The organism is Psychromonas sp. KJ10-10 (assembly GCF_047323245.1).
GTDB lineage: Bacteria > Pseudomonadota > Gammaproteobacteria > Enterobacterales > Psychromonadaceae > Psychromonas.
In genome coordinates this window covers 832,058-847,991 of record NZ_CP178826.1, presented here as the reverse complement: position 1 = coordinate 847,991, position 15,934 = coordinate 832,058, and the positions used below count along the sequence as shown (strand labels likewise).

Sequence of the window (15,934 nt, the reverse complement as noted above, 5' to 3'; positions counted from 1 at the left end):
AGCTAAGTTCACTTCATCCACAAAAGTGAGCCACCTTATAATCTCAAAAGAAATGGAGTGAACTTGCTAGAAACGAATAGACTTTTGCTTCGTCAATTAACAACAAGTGACATTAAACCTTTATCGCTACTTTTATGTGACCCTGAGGTTATGCGGTATTCTGTAAATGGTGTGATGGATGAAAAAGCAACATTTGAATTCGTCACATGGTGTCAGACAAGTTATGTGAAGTCGGGCTTTGGACCTTGGGCAATCATTGATAAAAACAGTAATAAGTTGCTCGGTTTTTCTGGCTTAAACGAAGAAACTCATAATAATCAGACAATCGTAAACCTAGGATACAGGCTTGGCAGAGAACATTGGAATAAAGGTTATGCCACTGAAGCCGTTTGTGCCGTACTCGAATATGCTTTCATCGATTTAAAAATTGCAAAAATTGTTGCGATTGTCGAGCCTGAAAATATTGGTTCAAATCGTATTATTGAGAAACTTGGCTTTAATACCTTCGACATAGGTGAATATCATAAAAAGGTAATTCATAAGTACACCTTAAGCAAAGCTCAATGGCGACTTGTATAACAAGTCTCTTGTGTGCACTTATATTACACACATGAAAATCCAGTCTTTTATGATCAAAACTCCACTACTGTTCGTATTACAGATCTTAACAAAAGCAATTAAAATCAGTGTTCATTTAAAACAATCAAAAAACATGTGTAAAGACAGTTAATGGCAACAACTGTTTATCACTCTCTTCTTATTAAGCTATGATCACACCGGAGCGAATACCATGAGACAAGTTAAACTAATAACCGTGATTGTACTGGCGATTGTTACTACTGCATGTACTAAAGCAGGCCTTTTTGTCGCTAACTTACCCGCGAAGCTTAGTCAAAACACCATAAAACAAAGTATTCCATTCACTGAAAAAACTGGGCAAACACTGGACATCTACCTTCCTGCTAATCAATCTAAAGATACTAAACTACTGCCTGTTGTGATGTTCTTCTATGGCGGTAGTTGGGAAGATGGCAATAAAGAAATGTATCAATTCATAGGAAATACGTTTGCTAACCAAGGATATATTGCTGTTATTGCCGATTATCGAAAATATCCTGATATTGCCTTTCCCACTTTTGTGGAAGATGGTGCAAAAGCCGTGGCATGGACTTATGAGTCAATCGCAGATTATGGTGGCGATAAAGATAAACTATATTTAGCAGGTCACTCTGCGGGCGCTTATATTGCGACCATGTTAACTGCAGATAATAATTATCTTGCTAAGGAAGGATTGAGTAATAATATTATAAGTGCCTTTGCTGGCTTAGCTGGCCCCTATGACTTCGAACCAAATACCGATTCACTGAAAGCTATTTTTAAATCAGCCAATACAAACAATTATCAAGGTATGAAAGTCAGCAATTACATCGAGGGTGATGAACCGCCAATGTTATTAATTTGGGGAGAGAAAGATACAACCGTTTACCGACGTAATATCGATTTATTTGCCGATAAAATCAAACAAAAGAAGGGCAAAGTTGAAACGATTTTATATCCTGAGATGAATCATACTGACTTAGTCAAGAATATGATTTGGATACTTTCAACCGATAAATCGATACTTAACGATATGGTTACTTTCTTTAAGCGACATTAATAATATTAGCCCCTTAACTAGTGGAATTAACAATATTACTTATCCCAATAGGGTGCATCACCATAAAACTGACTTACAAAATCAATAAAGCAACGCACCTTGCCTGCTAAAAATTTTCGGTTTGCATAAACAGCATAAAGAGCCAAAGGCTGTGGTTCGTATTCAGTCAATATACGTTTTAATTTACCTTCCGCAAGGGCTTCTCCAGTAATAAAAGTGGGTTGGATAACAATACCGCCACCATAAATAGCGGTATTCACCAAAAAGTCACCATTATTGGTCACTATTTTTTCACGCAAGCCGAGTTTTTTATATTCAACATTAAATCCAGAAAAAAGCATATTACTATCGGAATTATTGTATTTTAAGTATGTATGCCCTTGAAGGTCGGCCGGTGTCTTAGGTATCCCTTTTATTTTTAAATATTCAGGAGAAGCACATATCGCCAGTTTAATAGAAGTGACCCTTTTAGCTATCATTGAAGAACTTTCTAAGCGCCCTGCTCTCAACACGACATCAACACCCTCTTCAACAATATCTACCTTTCTGTCAGTCAGCTTTAACTCGATTTTCACTTCTGGATAAAGTTTCTGAAATTCAACAAACAGTTTTGGCAGGTGCTTTGTGCCAAATGACATCGGCGCGCTGATAGTTAATACACCAGAGATATTTTGGTGCAGATTAGTTAACGCGCCTTCCATTTCTTCTATATCATCTAAAACCTGTTGGCAACGTTGATAATATTCCATGCCCGCTTCGGTTAGGCTAACCTTACGTGTGGTTCTATTTAATAAGCGAATTTGTAGTTTATCTTCTAACTGAGAAACATATTTACTGACTAGCTGTGGTGATAGGTCCAGCTTATCGGCGACTTTAGAAAAAGCCCCTTCCTGTACAACTGTAATGAAGGTCTTCATTGTTTCTAACTTATCCATAGCACCTCAATTAACAACATTATGTTTATAATATCTAAACAATTAACACATTTATCTTCAATTATCCATCTAATACTATCTGTTTTAACAAACACCTCATATAAAGAATTGGAGAAAAATAATGAACACACAAATTATAAATAAAATACTACGATCAAAAGCCGGCTTGGGCGCGCTTATACTTCGTGTTCCTCTAGGTATCATACTCATTGCACATGGCTCGCAAAAGCTATTTGGGTTATTTGGTGGTTATGGCTTGCAAGGCACTGGGCAATTTATGGAGAGCATCGGTTTTGCACCTGGATATCTGATGGCTTTGTTGGCAGGAAGTGGTGAGTTTTTTGGTGGTCTAGCACTCGTACTTGGATTGCTTACTCGCCCTGCAGCGATTGTTACCGCATTTACTATGTTTATGGCGATGACTGTGCATATTGGAAATGGCCTTTTTGTTAGCAATAATGGTTATGAGTATGCACTACTACTGGCGATTGCATCCGTTGCATTAATCGCTCAAGGCGCTGGCACATTCTCTATTGATAATAAGCTAGCAAATCGACTAGAAAAGTCTTCATAACAGGTAATTAGTCACTAATTTAATCGAGGCTAGAATCCCCTTGAGAATAATGGGTAATAAAAATGTTTTTTATTACTCTGATTAAATTTTTAGGTATTACATTAAATCCCGCTGGCATTAACCAAAGAGGTCGCATCATGAAAAAACAACCCGCACTTTTTATTTCTCATGGCTCTCCGATGATGGCAATAGAGGAAAGTAAAACCTCTTTATTTTTGCAAGCATTAGGAAAATCACTGATGAAACCCAAAGCCATAGTAGTATTTTCCGCACACTTTGATCGTGTAAATGACATTGTGATCACTGCGGGAAAACAACCTAAAACTATCCATGATTTTTTTGGTTTTCCAAAACCATTATATAAGCTTCAATATCAGGCTCACGGCTCGCCTGAATTAGCACAACAGATTGCCAAACGTTTCCAAGAGGCAGGTTTAAAACCTAAACTAGATGAGCAACAAGGTTGGGATCATGGTGTATGGATTCCGTTACGACTGATGTTTCCAAAGGCTGACATTCCTATTGTGCAAGTTTCAATTAATAGTTCGCTAGGGGCTAGTCATAACTATGAATATGGGAAGTTATTAGCATCACTGAGAGATGAAAACATCCTTATTATCGGCTCAGGTAATATCAGTCATAATCTGCGTGAGTTTTTTAACCCGACCTTCGGCAGTAAACAGCGGGTTACGGCATTTGCGACTTGGGTAAATAAACACCTTAGCAACGGACAAGTAGCACCATTATTAAACTATCTGGACGAAGCTCCCGATGTTCTTTTTAATCACCCAACACAGGAGCACTTTCTGCCACTTATTGCGACTATGGGAGCCAGCGGAACCGGAAAGGCAGAAATGATACATCAAGATATTGAACGCGATATTTTGGCGATGGATGCATATCGTTTTAATTAATGAGGTACTGCTAACATCGAGAAATAATAGCGCATACTTGAAAATAAAAATAACACGCGTAGATCGGTTATTTAAAAAGCGCTGAGTTTCCGATCTTGCGCATTACATTCCATAAAATCCCCTATTTATTGCTTTATATATCAGCTTCAAGAAACTTATCAATGCCAGGTAGCGCATATTATATTTATATTTTAAGAAAAAAGTCGATTCATGGACTATGTTTTAAGTTGTAAATAAAAATTGCGCAAAAAACTGCCACCAGAAATAACAACACTTAATGTCTCTTAAAAGGAATAACATAATGTTCAGTTCTATTCGGGCTAAAGCCTATTTAATTTTAACTATTCTTTTTACTACATTGGCATTTCAGTCCGTTCTTCAGTTTATACAGTCAGATAAAATCCGAGAACAAATGGTTTTCCTTGCGGAGACAGAAACAAAAATAATAGCAGAACTTCATTCTCTACAAGTCGCTACCATACAAATTCAACAGTGGTTAACAGATATTAGTGCAACAAGAGCAATGGATGGTTTAAATGACGGGTTTGATGAAGCTGAAAATTCTGTGACTCAATTTCGTCAAGCAGTGGCCGAGTTAAAACGACTTGATCATCATTCGGGTATTGACTACACATCTCTGATTCCTACCATGGAGATTTATCACCAAACGGGAGTTAAAATGGCTAATGCCTATATCGAGGGTGGCGCACCTGCTGGCAATAAAATCATGGCTGAATTTGATGACAGTCGCATCCGCGATATACGGCAGTATTGATGTTATTGCGAAACGTATTGAAGAAGAACAGCAAAACGCCTTTGCAGAGGAAGTACATCAAACTGAAATAGCAGAGCAAAGTGTTATTGTATTTAGTGCAATATACTTGATTTTATTAATATTTATACTTATCGGAATCCAACGTTTTATTTTAAAACCTGTTAATAATATTTTAAATATGACTGAAAACTTGAATCAAGGAGACGGCGATTTAACGCAACGCTTAACCATCAAAGGAAAAAATGAAATATCAGCTGTTGCTCACGGGTTTAATACTTTTATCGCTTCCACAGATGATATGGTTTCTCAAGTTACTAAGTCGGTATCAAGATTGATTCCAATGTCTCAAGAATTACTCTCTAGCAACACTGAAATTGAAACTGCATCGATGAGACAAAGTGATCACAGTCGTGCTGTTGGAGAATCTATTGTTCAAACCAGAGATTCTGCGAATGAAGTTTTGGCCTACATTCAACAGATCACTAATTCTGTTAAAAACAATATTGGAGAGTTAGATGATGGTCAACAAGTTGCACATAAAACAATTAAAGGCATGGATCAATTAGCCAATGAGATAAAGCAAGTATCAGATGCAGTGATAAAGCTTAGCGAAGACAGTACTAAAATTGAGTCTATCATTGATGTTATTAACGCTATCTCAGAGCAAACAAATTTACTTGCCTTAAATGCCGCTATTGAGGCGAGCACGTGCGGGAGAATCAGGACGAGGGTTTGCCGTTGTTGCAGATGAAGTAAGAACATTAGCAACACGAACAAAGGATGCTACAAAAGAAGTCCAAGAAATGATCTCCTCTATTCAGAGTGGTACTGTTAACGTAACTGAAATCATGGAAAAAGGCATGAAATCTAGCCAATACAGTGTCGCTCAAGTTAATCAAACCGCAGAGGCAATGCAGAAACTTGCACTATCAATGGCAGAGATTGATATGCAAGCGGAAAAAATTGAAAACGAAACTCAGGTCCAAAATAATCATTTTCTTTCTGTTGCTGAAAATATTAATGAAATGGAGTCTCAATTTAACCAAACATTGGAACACCTTGAGCACAATACTTCTTTTGGTGAAGATCTGAATAAACTAAGTGATAAATTACAAGGATTAATCGGCAAATTTAGTGTGACAGATGCAGATTTCAGTTATGCAATGCGTAGCCAAAAACGCGATGGCGATGCAAAGAGCAAATAAAAATACATCGTTGGATGTAGGGTAATGGTAAAGTTTTTTGTTAAGTGCTTGTCAGTTAATAACTCACTTACACGCACTTAACGAAATTAATACTCTTTGCCAAATCGTGAGCTGGTTGATTGCCTAACAATTAAGTCCATCGGTGGCATTCTTGCTTGATAATCACCTTTCACTACGGAATTAAGAATAGACAACGCACACACTGTGCCTATCTCTTCAATGGGCTGTCTTAAGGTTGTTAAGGCGGGCGTAAAGTATTTTGAGGTAGTGAGATCATCAAAGCCAATAATAGAAACATCCTCTGGGACACGATAACCTCTATCGTGTAAGGCTTTAATGGCACCGTAAGCAGTTAAATCGTTGGCGACAAAAATAGCAGAAAAGTAAACATTAGACTCAATCAACTCAATAGTACATTGATAACCCAAATCCATGCTGAAATCGCCCTGTTTGACCAGCTTCTTGTTTAATTTAATACTGAATTCATCAAGCGCTTTTTTGTACCCCTTATAACGCGCATCGGTATCAGGTTGAGTCGAGAGCCCTTTTATATGAGCAATGTTTTTATGGCCTTTTTGCAACAAGTGTAGTGTTGCTATATATCCGCCCATAATATTATCGAGGTTTAAAGAACAGATATTTTCGCTTTCAACATCATAACCCACAGTGACAATAGGAATTGTTTTTGACGTATTAATGATCAGCTTTTTATTGAGATGACCTGTAATGATGATAATGCCGTCAACATTACTTTTGATAAGGTATTCAAGCGCGTGGGTTTCTAGTTTGTTTTGCCAATGACCAGTAGCAATAATAAGTGAATAACCTTTGCTAATGAGTATTTGCTCCATGTCGCGAACAATGGTTGAAGTATAAGGGCTATCAGGGTTTTGCACGATAGCGCCAATTGTCATTGAGCGTCTGTTATCTCCCTGTCGCATTTGAAACTTAGGTTTATAACCCGTTGCTTTTATCGCACTTTCAATACGATCACATTTACTGTTTGCAACAAATGTTGTGCGGTTTAAAAACCGAGAGACAGTACTCGGAGAAACACCTGCTAACTTTGCGACGTCATACACAGTTGCTGATTTTTTATTTTTCTTCATGCCGATTATCCGTAATGATAGTTATCTGTTTTAATATCCATATTAATAGTGCCGAAATACGTATTTTGGCCACCACAAGAAACTGTTTTTTTATTTAACACGAAATACTAAACGATGATTTCCAGTGTTTTATAAAATATAACTTTAGCCTAAAAAATTAATAAATTCTTTATTTTTATTAATTACTTGTATTCAAAATGTGCTCTATTGACAATGAACTACGATAAGTACGAAATGAAAAAATATAGAGAATAGTATTAACAAGGCCTGAAGATCAGGCCTTGTATTTATGCTTAGTGTTTACCACCAAGCCTCAAACATTGCACCTAATGATGCCGTGTCTACATTGGTTGTTACTGAACTTGCATCCGTTGTTTCTACATCACCAAAGGTTGCATAGAAACGTACCATTGGTCTGCTCCAAGGAAGGCCACCCATGGAGATATTTTGAGAAAGTGTTACTTTCCAACCTTCTTGATCACCACCCGCATCTTGGTCAACCATTGCATAACCAGCTTCTAACCAAGTTGAGTGCACTGAGTTCCAGTTATACATAGGACGAACGATTGCTGAATATTCGCTTTGCTCTGTGGCATCATCGCCACTTATATCTTTGTATGATAATAGGTAATCAACAAATACGTTTTCGCTTGGATTAACTCCACCTTCTAAACTGACGTACATGACTTTTTTATCGCCAGCTAAATCAAAGGCTGAATTGTCTGCACCATCTGCATATTTAGCAATGATCTTGTTTGAAGAGCCTAAACCTAACATCGCTCCCGCTACCCATGAGTTTTCATCTTCAAGGGCTGTACCAGCTTGATCAGAAGCAAAGCCATAGTTAAAGTAAAGGTCAAGGTTACCAATGCCAGCATCAATACCATGTAATTTAGAAGTGATCGCGTATTTACCGTTATCGTTACCTAATGCACCACCGTTATCAGAAACTTGTCCAACAAATGCTAAGTTAAATTTAGCACCACCTAAGTCTAAATTATCAAAACCAGCACCTTGTCCATCGTGTGCAAGCCACATGTAATCGTTTAGCCCCTGTTGAGGACGTTGATGGAAATCTCGACCACCCCAAATTCTTAAACCAGGTTGGCTTTCAAATATATTTGTACCACTTGCGTAGAATTTTTTAACATTTGCACCACCTTCAGAGCCCCAATCAGAGCTTTCCCAGTGATCTAACATGATCGCAACATCCCAAAGCATGCCACTGTCTGTTTTAAAACCTTTAGTAAATTGGAATTCACCACCATTTGCTTCGTTACCTAAACGACCTACTGCTACACCTGTAGAGCCAATACCTACTAATTCAGAGTCACCACCAGCATAACGTGCGCCATAACGAGCATAACCTGTGAATTTTAATGCTAAATCAGGATCTGATTGTGCTTCTAACGCTTGAATTCGCTCTGTTAATGCTTCAATATCATCAGCGACTAAGGCAGAGAATGATGCTATCGATGTTGCTACAGCGACAGCTATTGGTAAGAACTTAAATGTTTTCATAGTATTTCCTTTATGGTTTTAGTTTTACTTCTCGAAAAAAATAATAACCAATGAAATAAATGAAAAGTTCGAGTTTCATCACAAGTGATTCTGTGATTAAATTCCATGAAATAAATTAAAATTACAATAATTTTTAAATCTATATATATCAGTCAATTAACAGGCACAAAGTGACTTAAAAATGCTCACTTTTACCTTTGTTTCATAGAAATTACCGCTTGTAATCACATCTTTATTGCCATAAATGCCCCCAAAGGCAGGATCCAAAAAGCAATATTTCAATATTATGAAAACTTACAAAAATGGTAACTTAACACCAAAATTATATTGTTATAATTATCGCTTTATATTGTATTATTAAATTACAGAACAGCAATCACAGACATTCAAAAACCAATCATATAAGATGGTTTCTAAATTTTTTGACCTTGTTTGATGAAGCTAAGGGCAGTTGACCTTTCAAGTTTATTTTTGCAACGAGTTGCCCTACGGGTTCACCACAAAATTTAAATGGCAAAGATCAACAGCCCCGAGAGTTCCGAGCAATATTATTTTTAACCCTTATTAAAGAGAAGACCATGGAAAATAATTATCAAATCGCCGCAAAGCAGTTACTAGGTAATCGTATCAAAGAACCTAAAAAGATATGTTTAGCCCCTGAACTTATCCCACAAGACCTTGAGCAAGTACATAACATTCAAGCAGAAATGATAAAGCTACGTGAAGATGCAGTGATCGGCTGGAAATGTTTAGAACCTTTAAGTGAAAATCAGTTTATTTTTGCACCTATTTTTGCTGATACATTACAATCGGGCGAGCAATGTGCTTTATTTTCTCAAAATGAAAAAGCACGTGTTGAGCCAGAAATCGCTTTTGTATTAGGTGCTGACCTACCGGCTAATGAAGCCGGATATAGTGTTGCTGAAATTGATGATGCTGTAAAAGTGCGCCACATGGCATTAGAATTAATGCAAAGTCGTTACAATGATCAACCTGATATTACTTTTTATGAAAAATTGGCCGATGGACTAGTTAACCAAGGCTTATATATCGGTCCTGAGCTCGATAAAGAGGTCGCTTACGCGAGCAAGTGAAATTAACATCACCTTTAGTCAAGAAGCGGGTAACCAGTCTTTTGAGGGTAAACACCCTAATATATTGCCACCAAAACCTTTGCATTGGTTTTTAAACTATATGACTAAGAGAGGTGTTAGTTTTACTGCAGGGCAAGCATTTATCACAGGCTCTTTTGCAGGTATCGTTGAAGTAGAGATGAATCAAGCGACTGAAATTGAATATCAAGGCTTAGGAAAATACCAAGTTACTTTTAACGAGAAATAACTCTAAAAAATTATTTACTCAGCTCGGTAATGGGCTGAGTTACCATCCTCTATTTTTTAACTACATCATCAACAATACACTTTTCACTGCTATAATCATCTCAACTGATATACTTTTCACTTTAAACTATCCCTGAGATATAAAAATGAGAATGCCAACTAAACTTGTTTCTTTCCTGAACAACAAAATCGTAACAATGTTGCTAAAAATGATTCTTGGACTATTTATTTCACTGGTTCTGACCGTGCTGTGTGTCCTATTTACACCACCAATTTTTAAGTCCACATTGAATATGGGCTTAGAGCTTTTGCCCAAAAATAAATTTATTGAGTATAAAGTGCAGAACAAAACAGAGCTGGCTAGGCAATGGTTAACGGAATCTGCTGATTTATTAGATGATGAAGCATTCTTTGATCATTTGAGAACAACTCTGCCTAGTACGAGTAATAAAGATACCTTCTTTGCACACATGTTTGTTGTTCATGATTACCCTGATCCTGTTTTTTCACTATTTTTGGTAAACATAGAACCATGAATGTGACTTGGACAATTAAAGGCATTCGCTGTAAAGGCGGAAAAGAGTGTAATGATCCTAATTTTGTAAAACAGTGCCCACCTCGTAAAGAGCGCAAAAAATGACTCAGCGTTTATTAAAAATAGCTATATGGGTAAGTATTGCAGTACTGGCCATCACGAGCATGCATTGGTTAATTAATCATTATGGGGTGAGTGAATTACAGGATCTTATTGAACAATATTATTGGTATATTTTATCGGCTTATGCGCTATTGATAACACTTCGGGGAATACTTTTTATTCCTACTATGCCTGCCATTATCATGATGGCTAGCTCACTTGACCCCTTAGTGATGTTTGTCCTTACATTTTTCGCAACCTTAGGCTCAGCTTACTTAGTTTGCCTTGCGGTTGATTATTTAGATATGCAGAGGAAAATAGATAAATTCTCAGGGAAAAGTCTAAAACGAGCACAAAATTGGATTAATTCTTCCGGTGTTGCGGCTGTTACTGGTTGGGCGTTTTTTCCATTGGTCTTCACAGATATTATTGTCTACCTTGCCCGCCTATCGGGTATGCCACATAAACACATCTTATTAGGTATTGCGATTGGTGAAGGCTTGCTGATATTGATTTTAATTACTGTGACTGAATGGTTGATTGCGCTTTTATTGTAAACATGAAAGCTTCCACTTATAGTGCTGAACACCCTAAGTGGAAGTCAATTTTCAAAGATTATTTAACAATTGGAGGGTAACACTCTAGAATTTCAACACTAGATTCTGTGCTGATTGTTGCGACATCAACACCTGCAGGACAGAAAAAACGATCAAACTTTTTAAGTGCTAAGGTTTCTTCGCCAATCTTAATCTCACACTCACCGTTAACTACAATACCAATGTAAAAGTCTTCTTCAACCTTATCAACAGTTCCTTGATGGTTGATCTTTTTACTCTGAACTTATCTGTCACACTGTCATCAATTAATGTTTCTTGAAATGAACTGTCTGTATATTGATATTTCAGTTTTGCTGGTTGTTGGAATTTTTTTATCGCTTGTGGCACCGGTAATTCTGTGAAATCAAAAACATCCATACAAAAATCAAGATCACGCTTCATAAAACGTGCTTCTTCAGGCATGGTATAACCAGCTTTGGTGAATTCAAAACGTACCGCCCAGTCTGAAGGCTCCATGATTTCAACCATCAAAATACCTTCACCAATGGCATGTGGTGAACCACCTGGGATATATAAGCAATCTCCTGGTTTTACCGGCACCTTCTCAAAACATGCTTCCATTGCTTCGATATTTTGTGTTTCGATCATCTCTTTAAAATCTTCACGCGAAGGCGGATGCTGAAAGCCCACATAAACGTATGGGTCGGTTCCTTCACGCACATCTAAAATATAATAACCTTCTGCTTTACCGTGATTACTATTCAAATGTTCACGAGCAAATTCCGCCGTTGGATGCGCTTGAAAATGTAAACGGACAGAAGAATCTAAGAATTTCACCAGTAACATTGGGTTTAAATCGAAGGCCTTAGTATGTTCAACACCAAGAAAGTAACTCGGATCTAATGCGATTAATTTATCAAAACTAATGCTTTCATCCCCAACAAGGGCATTTGAAATTCCCTCTACTATGTCTTTTCTATCAGGGTTAACGGCCTGCGTTGTTGAACCAATCCAGTCTTCAGGAAAGTGTGTATCTTCAGGCACGGCTTTTTGTTGTATCTGATCAAGAATTTTACCACCTGTATATGAGCGCCATACGCGATTTGGTGGAAAACGAACTAGTTTATTTTTGTAATTCATAATTATTCCAGTATTTATTTGAATTAAAGCATTTTGGCTACTAAGGCTTTAGCACCTATGGTTTTTAATTGTTGCACAGCATCCACCAGCGCATTCACAAAAGTTGTATTTTTAATAAGATCTTCACCAAAAATATTATTAAGTGCTAATAAGGACATCACAATTTCTTCGCTCGTTTTTGCATTCTCATAGGCTTCTCTAAACTGCGCTAACATAGGATCGTTAACGATGATTTTGTTACCTTGCTCATCCTGTTCACTGACATACACCATCCAGCCTGCAACACCCAAAATCAAACAAGGTGTTGCTGTGTCATTTTGTATATGGAAACGCAAAGATTCACACATACGTTGAGGCAACTTCTGACTGCCATCAGTAGCAATCTGCCAAGTCTCATGCTTGATGCTTGGATTAGAGAAACGTTCAATAAGCAAGTTTGCATATTCAGTTAAATTTGTTCCCTCAGGCATCGATAAGGTAACTGCTTGCTCCTCTGTCATGAGTTTAAATGCGAGCATGTTTAAAGGCTTCATCTTGCATCGTTTCATAGATATAACGATAACCTGCGAGATAACCTAAGTAAGCTAAAAATGAGTGGCTACCATTAAGCATACGCAGTTTCATATCTTCAAAGGGTCTAACATCTTCAACAAAAGTTGCACCTACAGCATCCCATTGTGGACGGCCATTAACAAAATCATCCTCGATCACCCACTGTCTAAATGATTCACAGACAATACCACAGGGATCTTCCACACCTAGGCTTTCTGTCAATTGAGCAAGGCTCTCCTCTGTGATAGCCGGAACAATGCGGTCAACCATGGTACAGGGGAAACTTACATTTTCTTCAATCCAAGCACCAAGTTCTGTATCTAACTTATTGGCATAATCTAAAATAACTTGTTTAGCAACACGGCTATTATCTTGGATGTTATCGCAGGACATAACAGTAAAAGGCTTAATGGCATTCACTTTGCGAATTCTTAAGGCTTCAACAATATAACCAATCGCCGATTGAGGTTGTTGAGGATCAGCCAAATCAGCCATAATTAAAGTGTTGTTATAGTCTAAACGACCGGTACTTAAATCAGCACAGTAACCTTTTTCTGTAATAGTCATTGAAACAATAGCCACTTGAGGCTCAGCCATTTTATCTAAAACTGCTTGCTTACTATCTAAAACAGAATGTCTCGATTCAATCACAGAGGCACTTATTTTTGCCGTAACACCATCACTACTTTTTTCTAAAACTGAATAAAGATGGTCTTGTTTTCGAAGGTTTGAAATCAGTTCGCCACCAAATAGATTTATTTCACAAATGCCCCAGTCAGAGCCTGTTTTCTCTATCATCTCACTAGTATATAAACCTTGGTGCGCACGGTGAAATGCCCCAAAACCAATATGAACGATGCGAGATTTTAATGTCGAAGGATCGAAATTCGGGCGCACGACTTGGGGGTTTAATGAAGCATTAGATATATTCTGAGTCACGTTCTTATCCTATCATTTCAATGCAAATGAGTTGTTTGATGTCCATTGTTTAAACAATGGGATTAATTTAACTACCTAAATAATCACACATAAATGAATAGTCGCTAAACCTAGCTGAGGGATTATTTATGAATGGTATGTTTGATAGTTAGAGCATCGGAGGTATTGCACCTCCGATAATTTAAAATTTAACCTTACTATTTAACTACTTGTTATAAAAATAGTAAGGCTGTCCGTTAGTTAAATGCGCCAGGCATTAATTGCATAGGTAACCAGGTTGCAATGCTAGGGAACGAAATAACCAATAATAAGATTATTAACATTGGTATTAGAATAATAACCACTTCTTTTAGCACTTGGATTACATTCATACCACCAATATGTGCTGATATGAGTAAGCATAAGCCATAGGGCGGTGTCACCAGTCCAAAGGCGAGCGAGATAATACCTATAATTGCAAATACAACAGGTGAAATATCAGCCTGAGCGACCACAGGTAAAAGAACAGTACCGAGTATGATGATGGTTGGAATCGCATCAATAAACAAACCAAAGAACAAGAATAAACCGGCAATAACTAATGATGTACCAATCACACCAAGGTTTAAATCTGTAACAACATCAATAATTAAACGTGGCACGTTATAATAAGCAAGTAACCAACCAAATACAGATGCAGTACCGATTGCAAACAATGAAATTGATGCAAATCGTCCTGTATCATAAAGGATCGGACCAACATCGCGAACTTTAACTGTTTTGTAAATTACCATACCTAGGAATAATGAATAACCTGTCGCAATAATGGCACTTTCCGTTGGTGTCACTATACCTGCCACAATACCGTATATTACAAATACAGGTGTTAGCATTGCTAATGACGCACCTTTAAATGCTTTGAAAGCTGAAGCCCAGGTAGGTTTTTCTGCAATAGGGTAATTATATACTTTAGCGTAACCGTATACGGTCGCCATTAATGAGAAACCAATTAACAACCCAGGTATAGCACCGGCTAAGAATAATGCACCAACAGAAACTTGCATTACACCACCCCAAACAATCATCAGGATACTCGGTGGAATAATAACCCCCATTACCGATGAACATGCGGTGATTGCAATCGCAAAACGTCTGTCATAACCTTCTTTAATCATGGCGGGAATTAATATTTTTCCGCAACCAGCGACATCGGCAGTTGATGAGCCAGAGATACCAGCAAAGAGCATAGAAACCGCAACGTTAACATGGCCTAAACCACCAGGCATCCAACCTGTTAGAAACACGAGCGAAATCTATTAATTTATCAGTGATTTTACCCGAATTCATTAAGTTGGCGACTAACAAGAAGAAAGGTACCGCAAGTAAAATAAAAGAGTTATAAGACTGAAACATGCGATCAATAATGATAAAAGGAGTCAATCTCACATCTAACATAATGACAGGTATAGTCGCCAGACCTAATGCAAAAGCAACGGGAATACGTATTATAACCAAGAGAAGAAAGCGACCAACCAATAAGGCACAGGCTATTCCGGTAGATAGAATCATTATATTACCCTTTTACTTGTTTATATTTATTGAAGTCTTCAGCGAGATGGAAGAAAGAAAAAACAGCCCAGCAAAGGCCGGCAAGTGGTACTGTAATATGAGTAATCATTAGATTTGCATTCATCATTACGGAATGTTGGATACCTCCAAATTCTGCATAGGCAATACCATACCATGCAAACAGAGCACCAAATGCTCCCACTAGTATATGAACCACAGCTTTTTGTATTAATAATATTAGCGGGTTAGCACTATCTTTCATAACTTGAACATCAAAATGAGAGCCTTCCCATACCGCGATGACAGAACCAATCATGACAACCCATACGAAAAGAAAAGTAGCGAGCTCTTCAGTCCATAGATAAACTGGAATAATACCCGTATAACGAGCAAGTACTTGCATTGCTACTGGGACAATTAAAGACCCCACTAGAATGGCGAGAATAATTTTTAGAGCGGTAATGAACAACTCTAGGCTTTTTTTAATCATGGTAGTTCCAGAAAAGTACGTTGGAATGAGAATATCTCTGG

The 15,934-nt window shown here is 37.5% G+C and carries 21 protein-coding genes; 11 read left to right on the top strand and 10 right to left on the bottom strand.

The window, feature by feature from the left end; all coding sequences use genetic code 11:
- Positions 1-63 precede the first annotated feature (63 nt).
- Together ACLKMH_RS04920 and ACLKMH_RS04915 are read left to right on the top strand one after the other, a co-directional pair.
- Complete coding sequence (locus ACLKMH_RS04920; RefSeq protein ID WP_413701084.1) at positions 64-579, top strand: GNAT family N-acetyltransferase; 516 nt, start codon at positions 64-66, stop codon at positions 577-579.
- A gap of 211 nt (positions 580-790) precedes the next feature.
- A complete protein-coding gene (locus tag ACLKMH_RS04915; protein ID WP_413701083.1) occupies positions 791-1,657 on the top strand; it encodes an alpha/beta hydrolase in 867 nt (288 codons plus the stop codon).
- 35 nt (positions 1,658-1,692) lie between these two features.
- Here ACLKMH_RS04915 and ACLKMH_RS04910 read toward each other — a convergent pair whose 3' ends face one another.
- Positions 1,693-2,592 carry a LysR family transcriptional regulator gene (locus ACLKMH_RS04910; protein WP_413701082.1) on the bottom strand — a complete coding sequence of 300 codons (900 nt, stop codon included), beginning with the start codon at positions 2,590-2,592 and terminating at the stop codon, positions 1,693-1,695.
- A gap of 121 nt (positions 2,593-2,713) precedes the next feature.
- Between ACLKMH_RS04910 and ACLKMH_RS04905 the strand changes: the two genes are divergently transcribed.
- From ACLKMH_RS04905 to ACLKMH_RS04885, 5 genes are all read left to right on the top strand, one after another.
- Positions 2,714-3,166, top strand: a complete 453-nt coding sequence (locus ACLKMH_RS04905) for a DoxX family protein (protein ID WP_413701081.1) — start codon at positions 2,714-2,716, stop codon at positions 3,164-3,166.
- Positions 3,167-3,228: 62 nt separating this feature from the next.
- A complete protein-coding gene (locus tag ACLKMH_RS04900) occupies positions 3,229-4,080 on the top strand; it encodes a DODA-type extradiol aromatic ring-opening family dioxygenase (protein ID WP_413701080.1) in 852 nt (283 codons plus the stop codon).
- A gap of 301 nt (positions 4,081-4,381) precedes the next feature.
- The gene (locus ACLKMH_RS04895; protein ID WP_413701079.1) at positions 4,382-4,855 is read left to right on the top strand and encodes a hypothetical protein; all 474 of its coding nucleotides are present in this window, start codon (positions 4,382-4,384) and stop codon (positions 4,853-4,855) included.
- Complete coding sequence (locus tag ACLKMH_RS04890; protein WP_413701078.1) at positions 4,821-5,606, top strand: methyl-accepting chemotaxis protein; 786 nt, start codon at positions 4,821-4,823, stop codon at positions 5,604-5,606. The genes ACLKMH_RS04895 and ACLKMH_RS04890 overlap by 35 nt, the downstream gene beginning before the upstream one ends.
- Positions 5,551-6,060, top strand: coding sequence for a methyl-accepting chemotaxis protein (locus tag ACLKMH_RS04885; RefSeq protein WP_413701077.1), 510 nt, complete (start codon positions 5,551-5,553; stop codon positions 6,058-6,060). Before ACLKMH_RS04890 ends, ACLKMH_RS04885 begins: the two co-directional genes overlap by 56 nt.
- A gap of 86 nt (positions 6,061-6,146) precedes the next feature.
- On the opposite strand, the gene ACLKMH_RS04880 is transcribed toward ACLKMH_RS04885, so the two are convergent.
- Positions 6,147-7,169, bottom strand: a complete 1,023-nt coding sequence (locus tag ACLKMH_RS04880) for a LacI family DNA-binding transcriptional regulator (RefSeq protein WP_413701076.1) — start codon at positions 7,167-7,169, stop codon at positions 6,147-6,149.
- Positions 7,170-7,469: 300 nt separating this feature from the next.
- Entirely contained in the window at positions 7,470-8,690 is a 1,221-nt protein-coding gene (locus tag ACLKMH_RS04875; RefSeq protein WP_413701075.1) for a carbohydrate porin, read from the bottom strand.
- Between the two features lie 578 nt (positions 8,691-9,268).
- Between ACLKMH_RS04875 and ACLKMH_RS04870 the strand changes: the two genes are divergently transcribed.
- The 4 genes from ACLKMH_RS04870 (at position 9,269) to ACLKMH_RS04855 (ending at position 11,224) form a co-directional block, all read left to right on the top strand.
- A complete protein-coding gene (locus ACLKMH_RS04870) occupies positions 9,269-9,784 on the top strand; it encodes a hypothetical protein (protein WP_413701074.1) in 516 nt (171 codons plus the stop codon).
- A gap of 100 nt (positions 9,785-9,884) precedes the next feature.
- Positions 9,885-10,031, top strand: coding sequence for a hypothetical protein (locus ACLKMH_RS04865; RefSeq protein WP_413701073.1), 147 nt, complete (start codon positions 9,885-9,887; stop codon positions 10,029-10,031).
- 337 nt (positions 10,032-10,368) lie between these two features.
- Positions 10,369-10,566 carry a hypothetical protein gene (locus ACLKMH_RS04860; protein WP_413701072.1) on the top strand — a complete coding sequence of 66 codons (198 nt, stop codon included), beginning with the start codon at positions 10,369-10,371 and terminating at the stop codon, positions 10,564-10,566.
- A gap of 100 nt (positions 10,567-10,666) precedes the next feature.
- Positions 10,667-11,224 carry a VTT domain-containing protein gene (locus ACLKMH_RS04855; protein WP_413701071.1) on the top strand — a complete coding sequence of 186 codons (558 nt, stop codon included), beginning with the start codon at positions 10,667-10,669 and terminating at the stop codon, positions 11,222-11,224.
- Positions 11,225-11,282: 58 nt separating this feature from the next.
- On the opposite strand, the gene ACLKMH_RS04850 is transcribed toward ACLKMH_RS04855, so the two are convergent.
- The 7 genes from ACLKMH_RS04850 to ACLKMH_RS04820 form a co-directional block, all read right to left on the bottom strand.
- The gene (locus tag ACLKMH_RS04850; RefSeq protein WP_413702258.1) at positions 11,283-11,411 is read right to left on the bottom strand and encodes a hypothetical protein; all 129 of its coding nucleotides are present in this window, start codon (positions 11,409-11,411) and stop codon (positions 11,283-11,285) included.
- A gap of 23 nt (positions 11,412-11,434) precedes the next feature.
- Entirely contained in the window at positions 11,435-12,364 is a 930-nt protein-coding gene (locus ACLKMH_RS04845; protein ID WP_413701070.1) for a class I mannose-6-phosphate isomerase, read from the bottom strand.
- 23 nt (positions 12,365-12,387) lie between these two features.
- Positions 12,388-12,882, bottom strand: coding sequence for a hypothetical protein (locus ACLKMH_RS04840; RefSeq protein WP_413701069.1), 495 nt, complete (start codon positions 12,880-12,882; stop codon positions 12,388-12,390).
- A complete protein-coding gene (locus ACLKMH_RS04835) occupies positions 12,869-13,855 on the bottom strand; it encodes a mannitol dehydrogenase family protein (RefSeq protein ID WP_413701068.1) in 987 nt (328 codons plus the stop codon). The genes ACLKMH_RS04840 and ACLKMH_RS04835 overlap by 14 nt, the downstream gene beginning before the upstream one ends.
- A gap of 236 nt (positions 13,856-14,091) precedes the next feature.
- Entirely contained in the window at positions 14,092-15,120 is a 1,029-nt protein-coding gene (locus ACLKMH_RS04830) for a TRAP transporter large permease (protein ID WP_413701067.1), read from the bottom strand.
- Complete coding sequence (locus ACLKMH_RS04825) at positions 15,095-15,403, bottom strand: TRAP transporter large permease subunit (RefSeq protein WP_413701066.1); 309 nt, start codon at positions 15,401-15,403, stop codon at positions 15,095-15,097. Before ACLKMH_RS04825 ends, ACLKMH_RS04830 begins: the two co-directional genes overlap by 26 nt.
- Positions 15,404-15,407: 4 nt before the next feature.
- Positions 15,408-15,893, bottom strand: coding sequence for a TRAP transporter small permease (locus tag ACLKMH_RS04820; protein ID WP_413701065.1), 486 nt, complete (start codon positions 15,891-15,893; stop codon positions 15,408-15,410).
- Positions 15,894-15,934 lie beyond the last annotated feature (41 nt).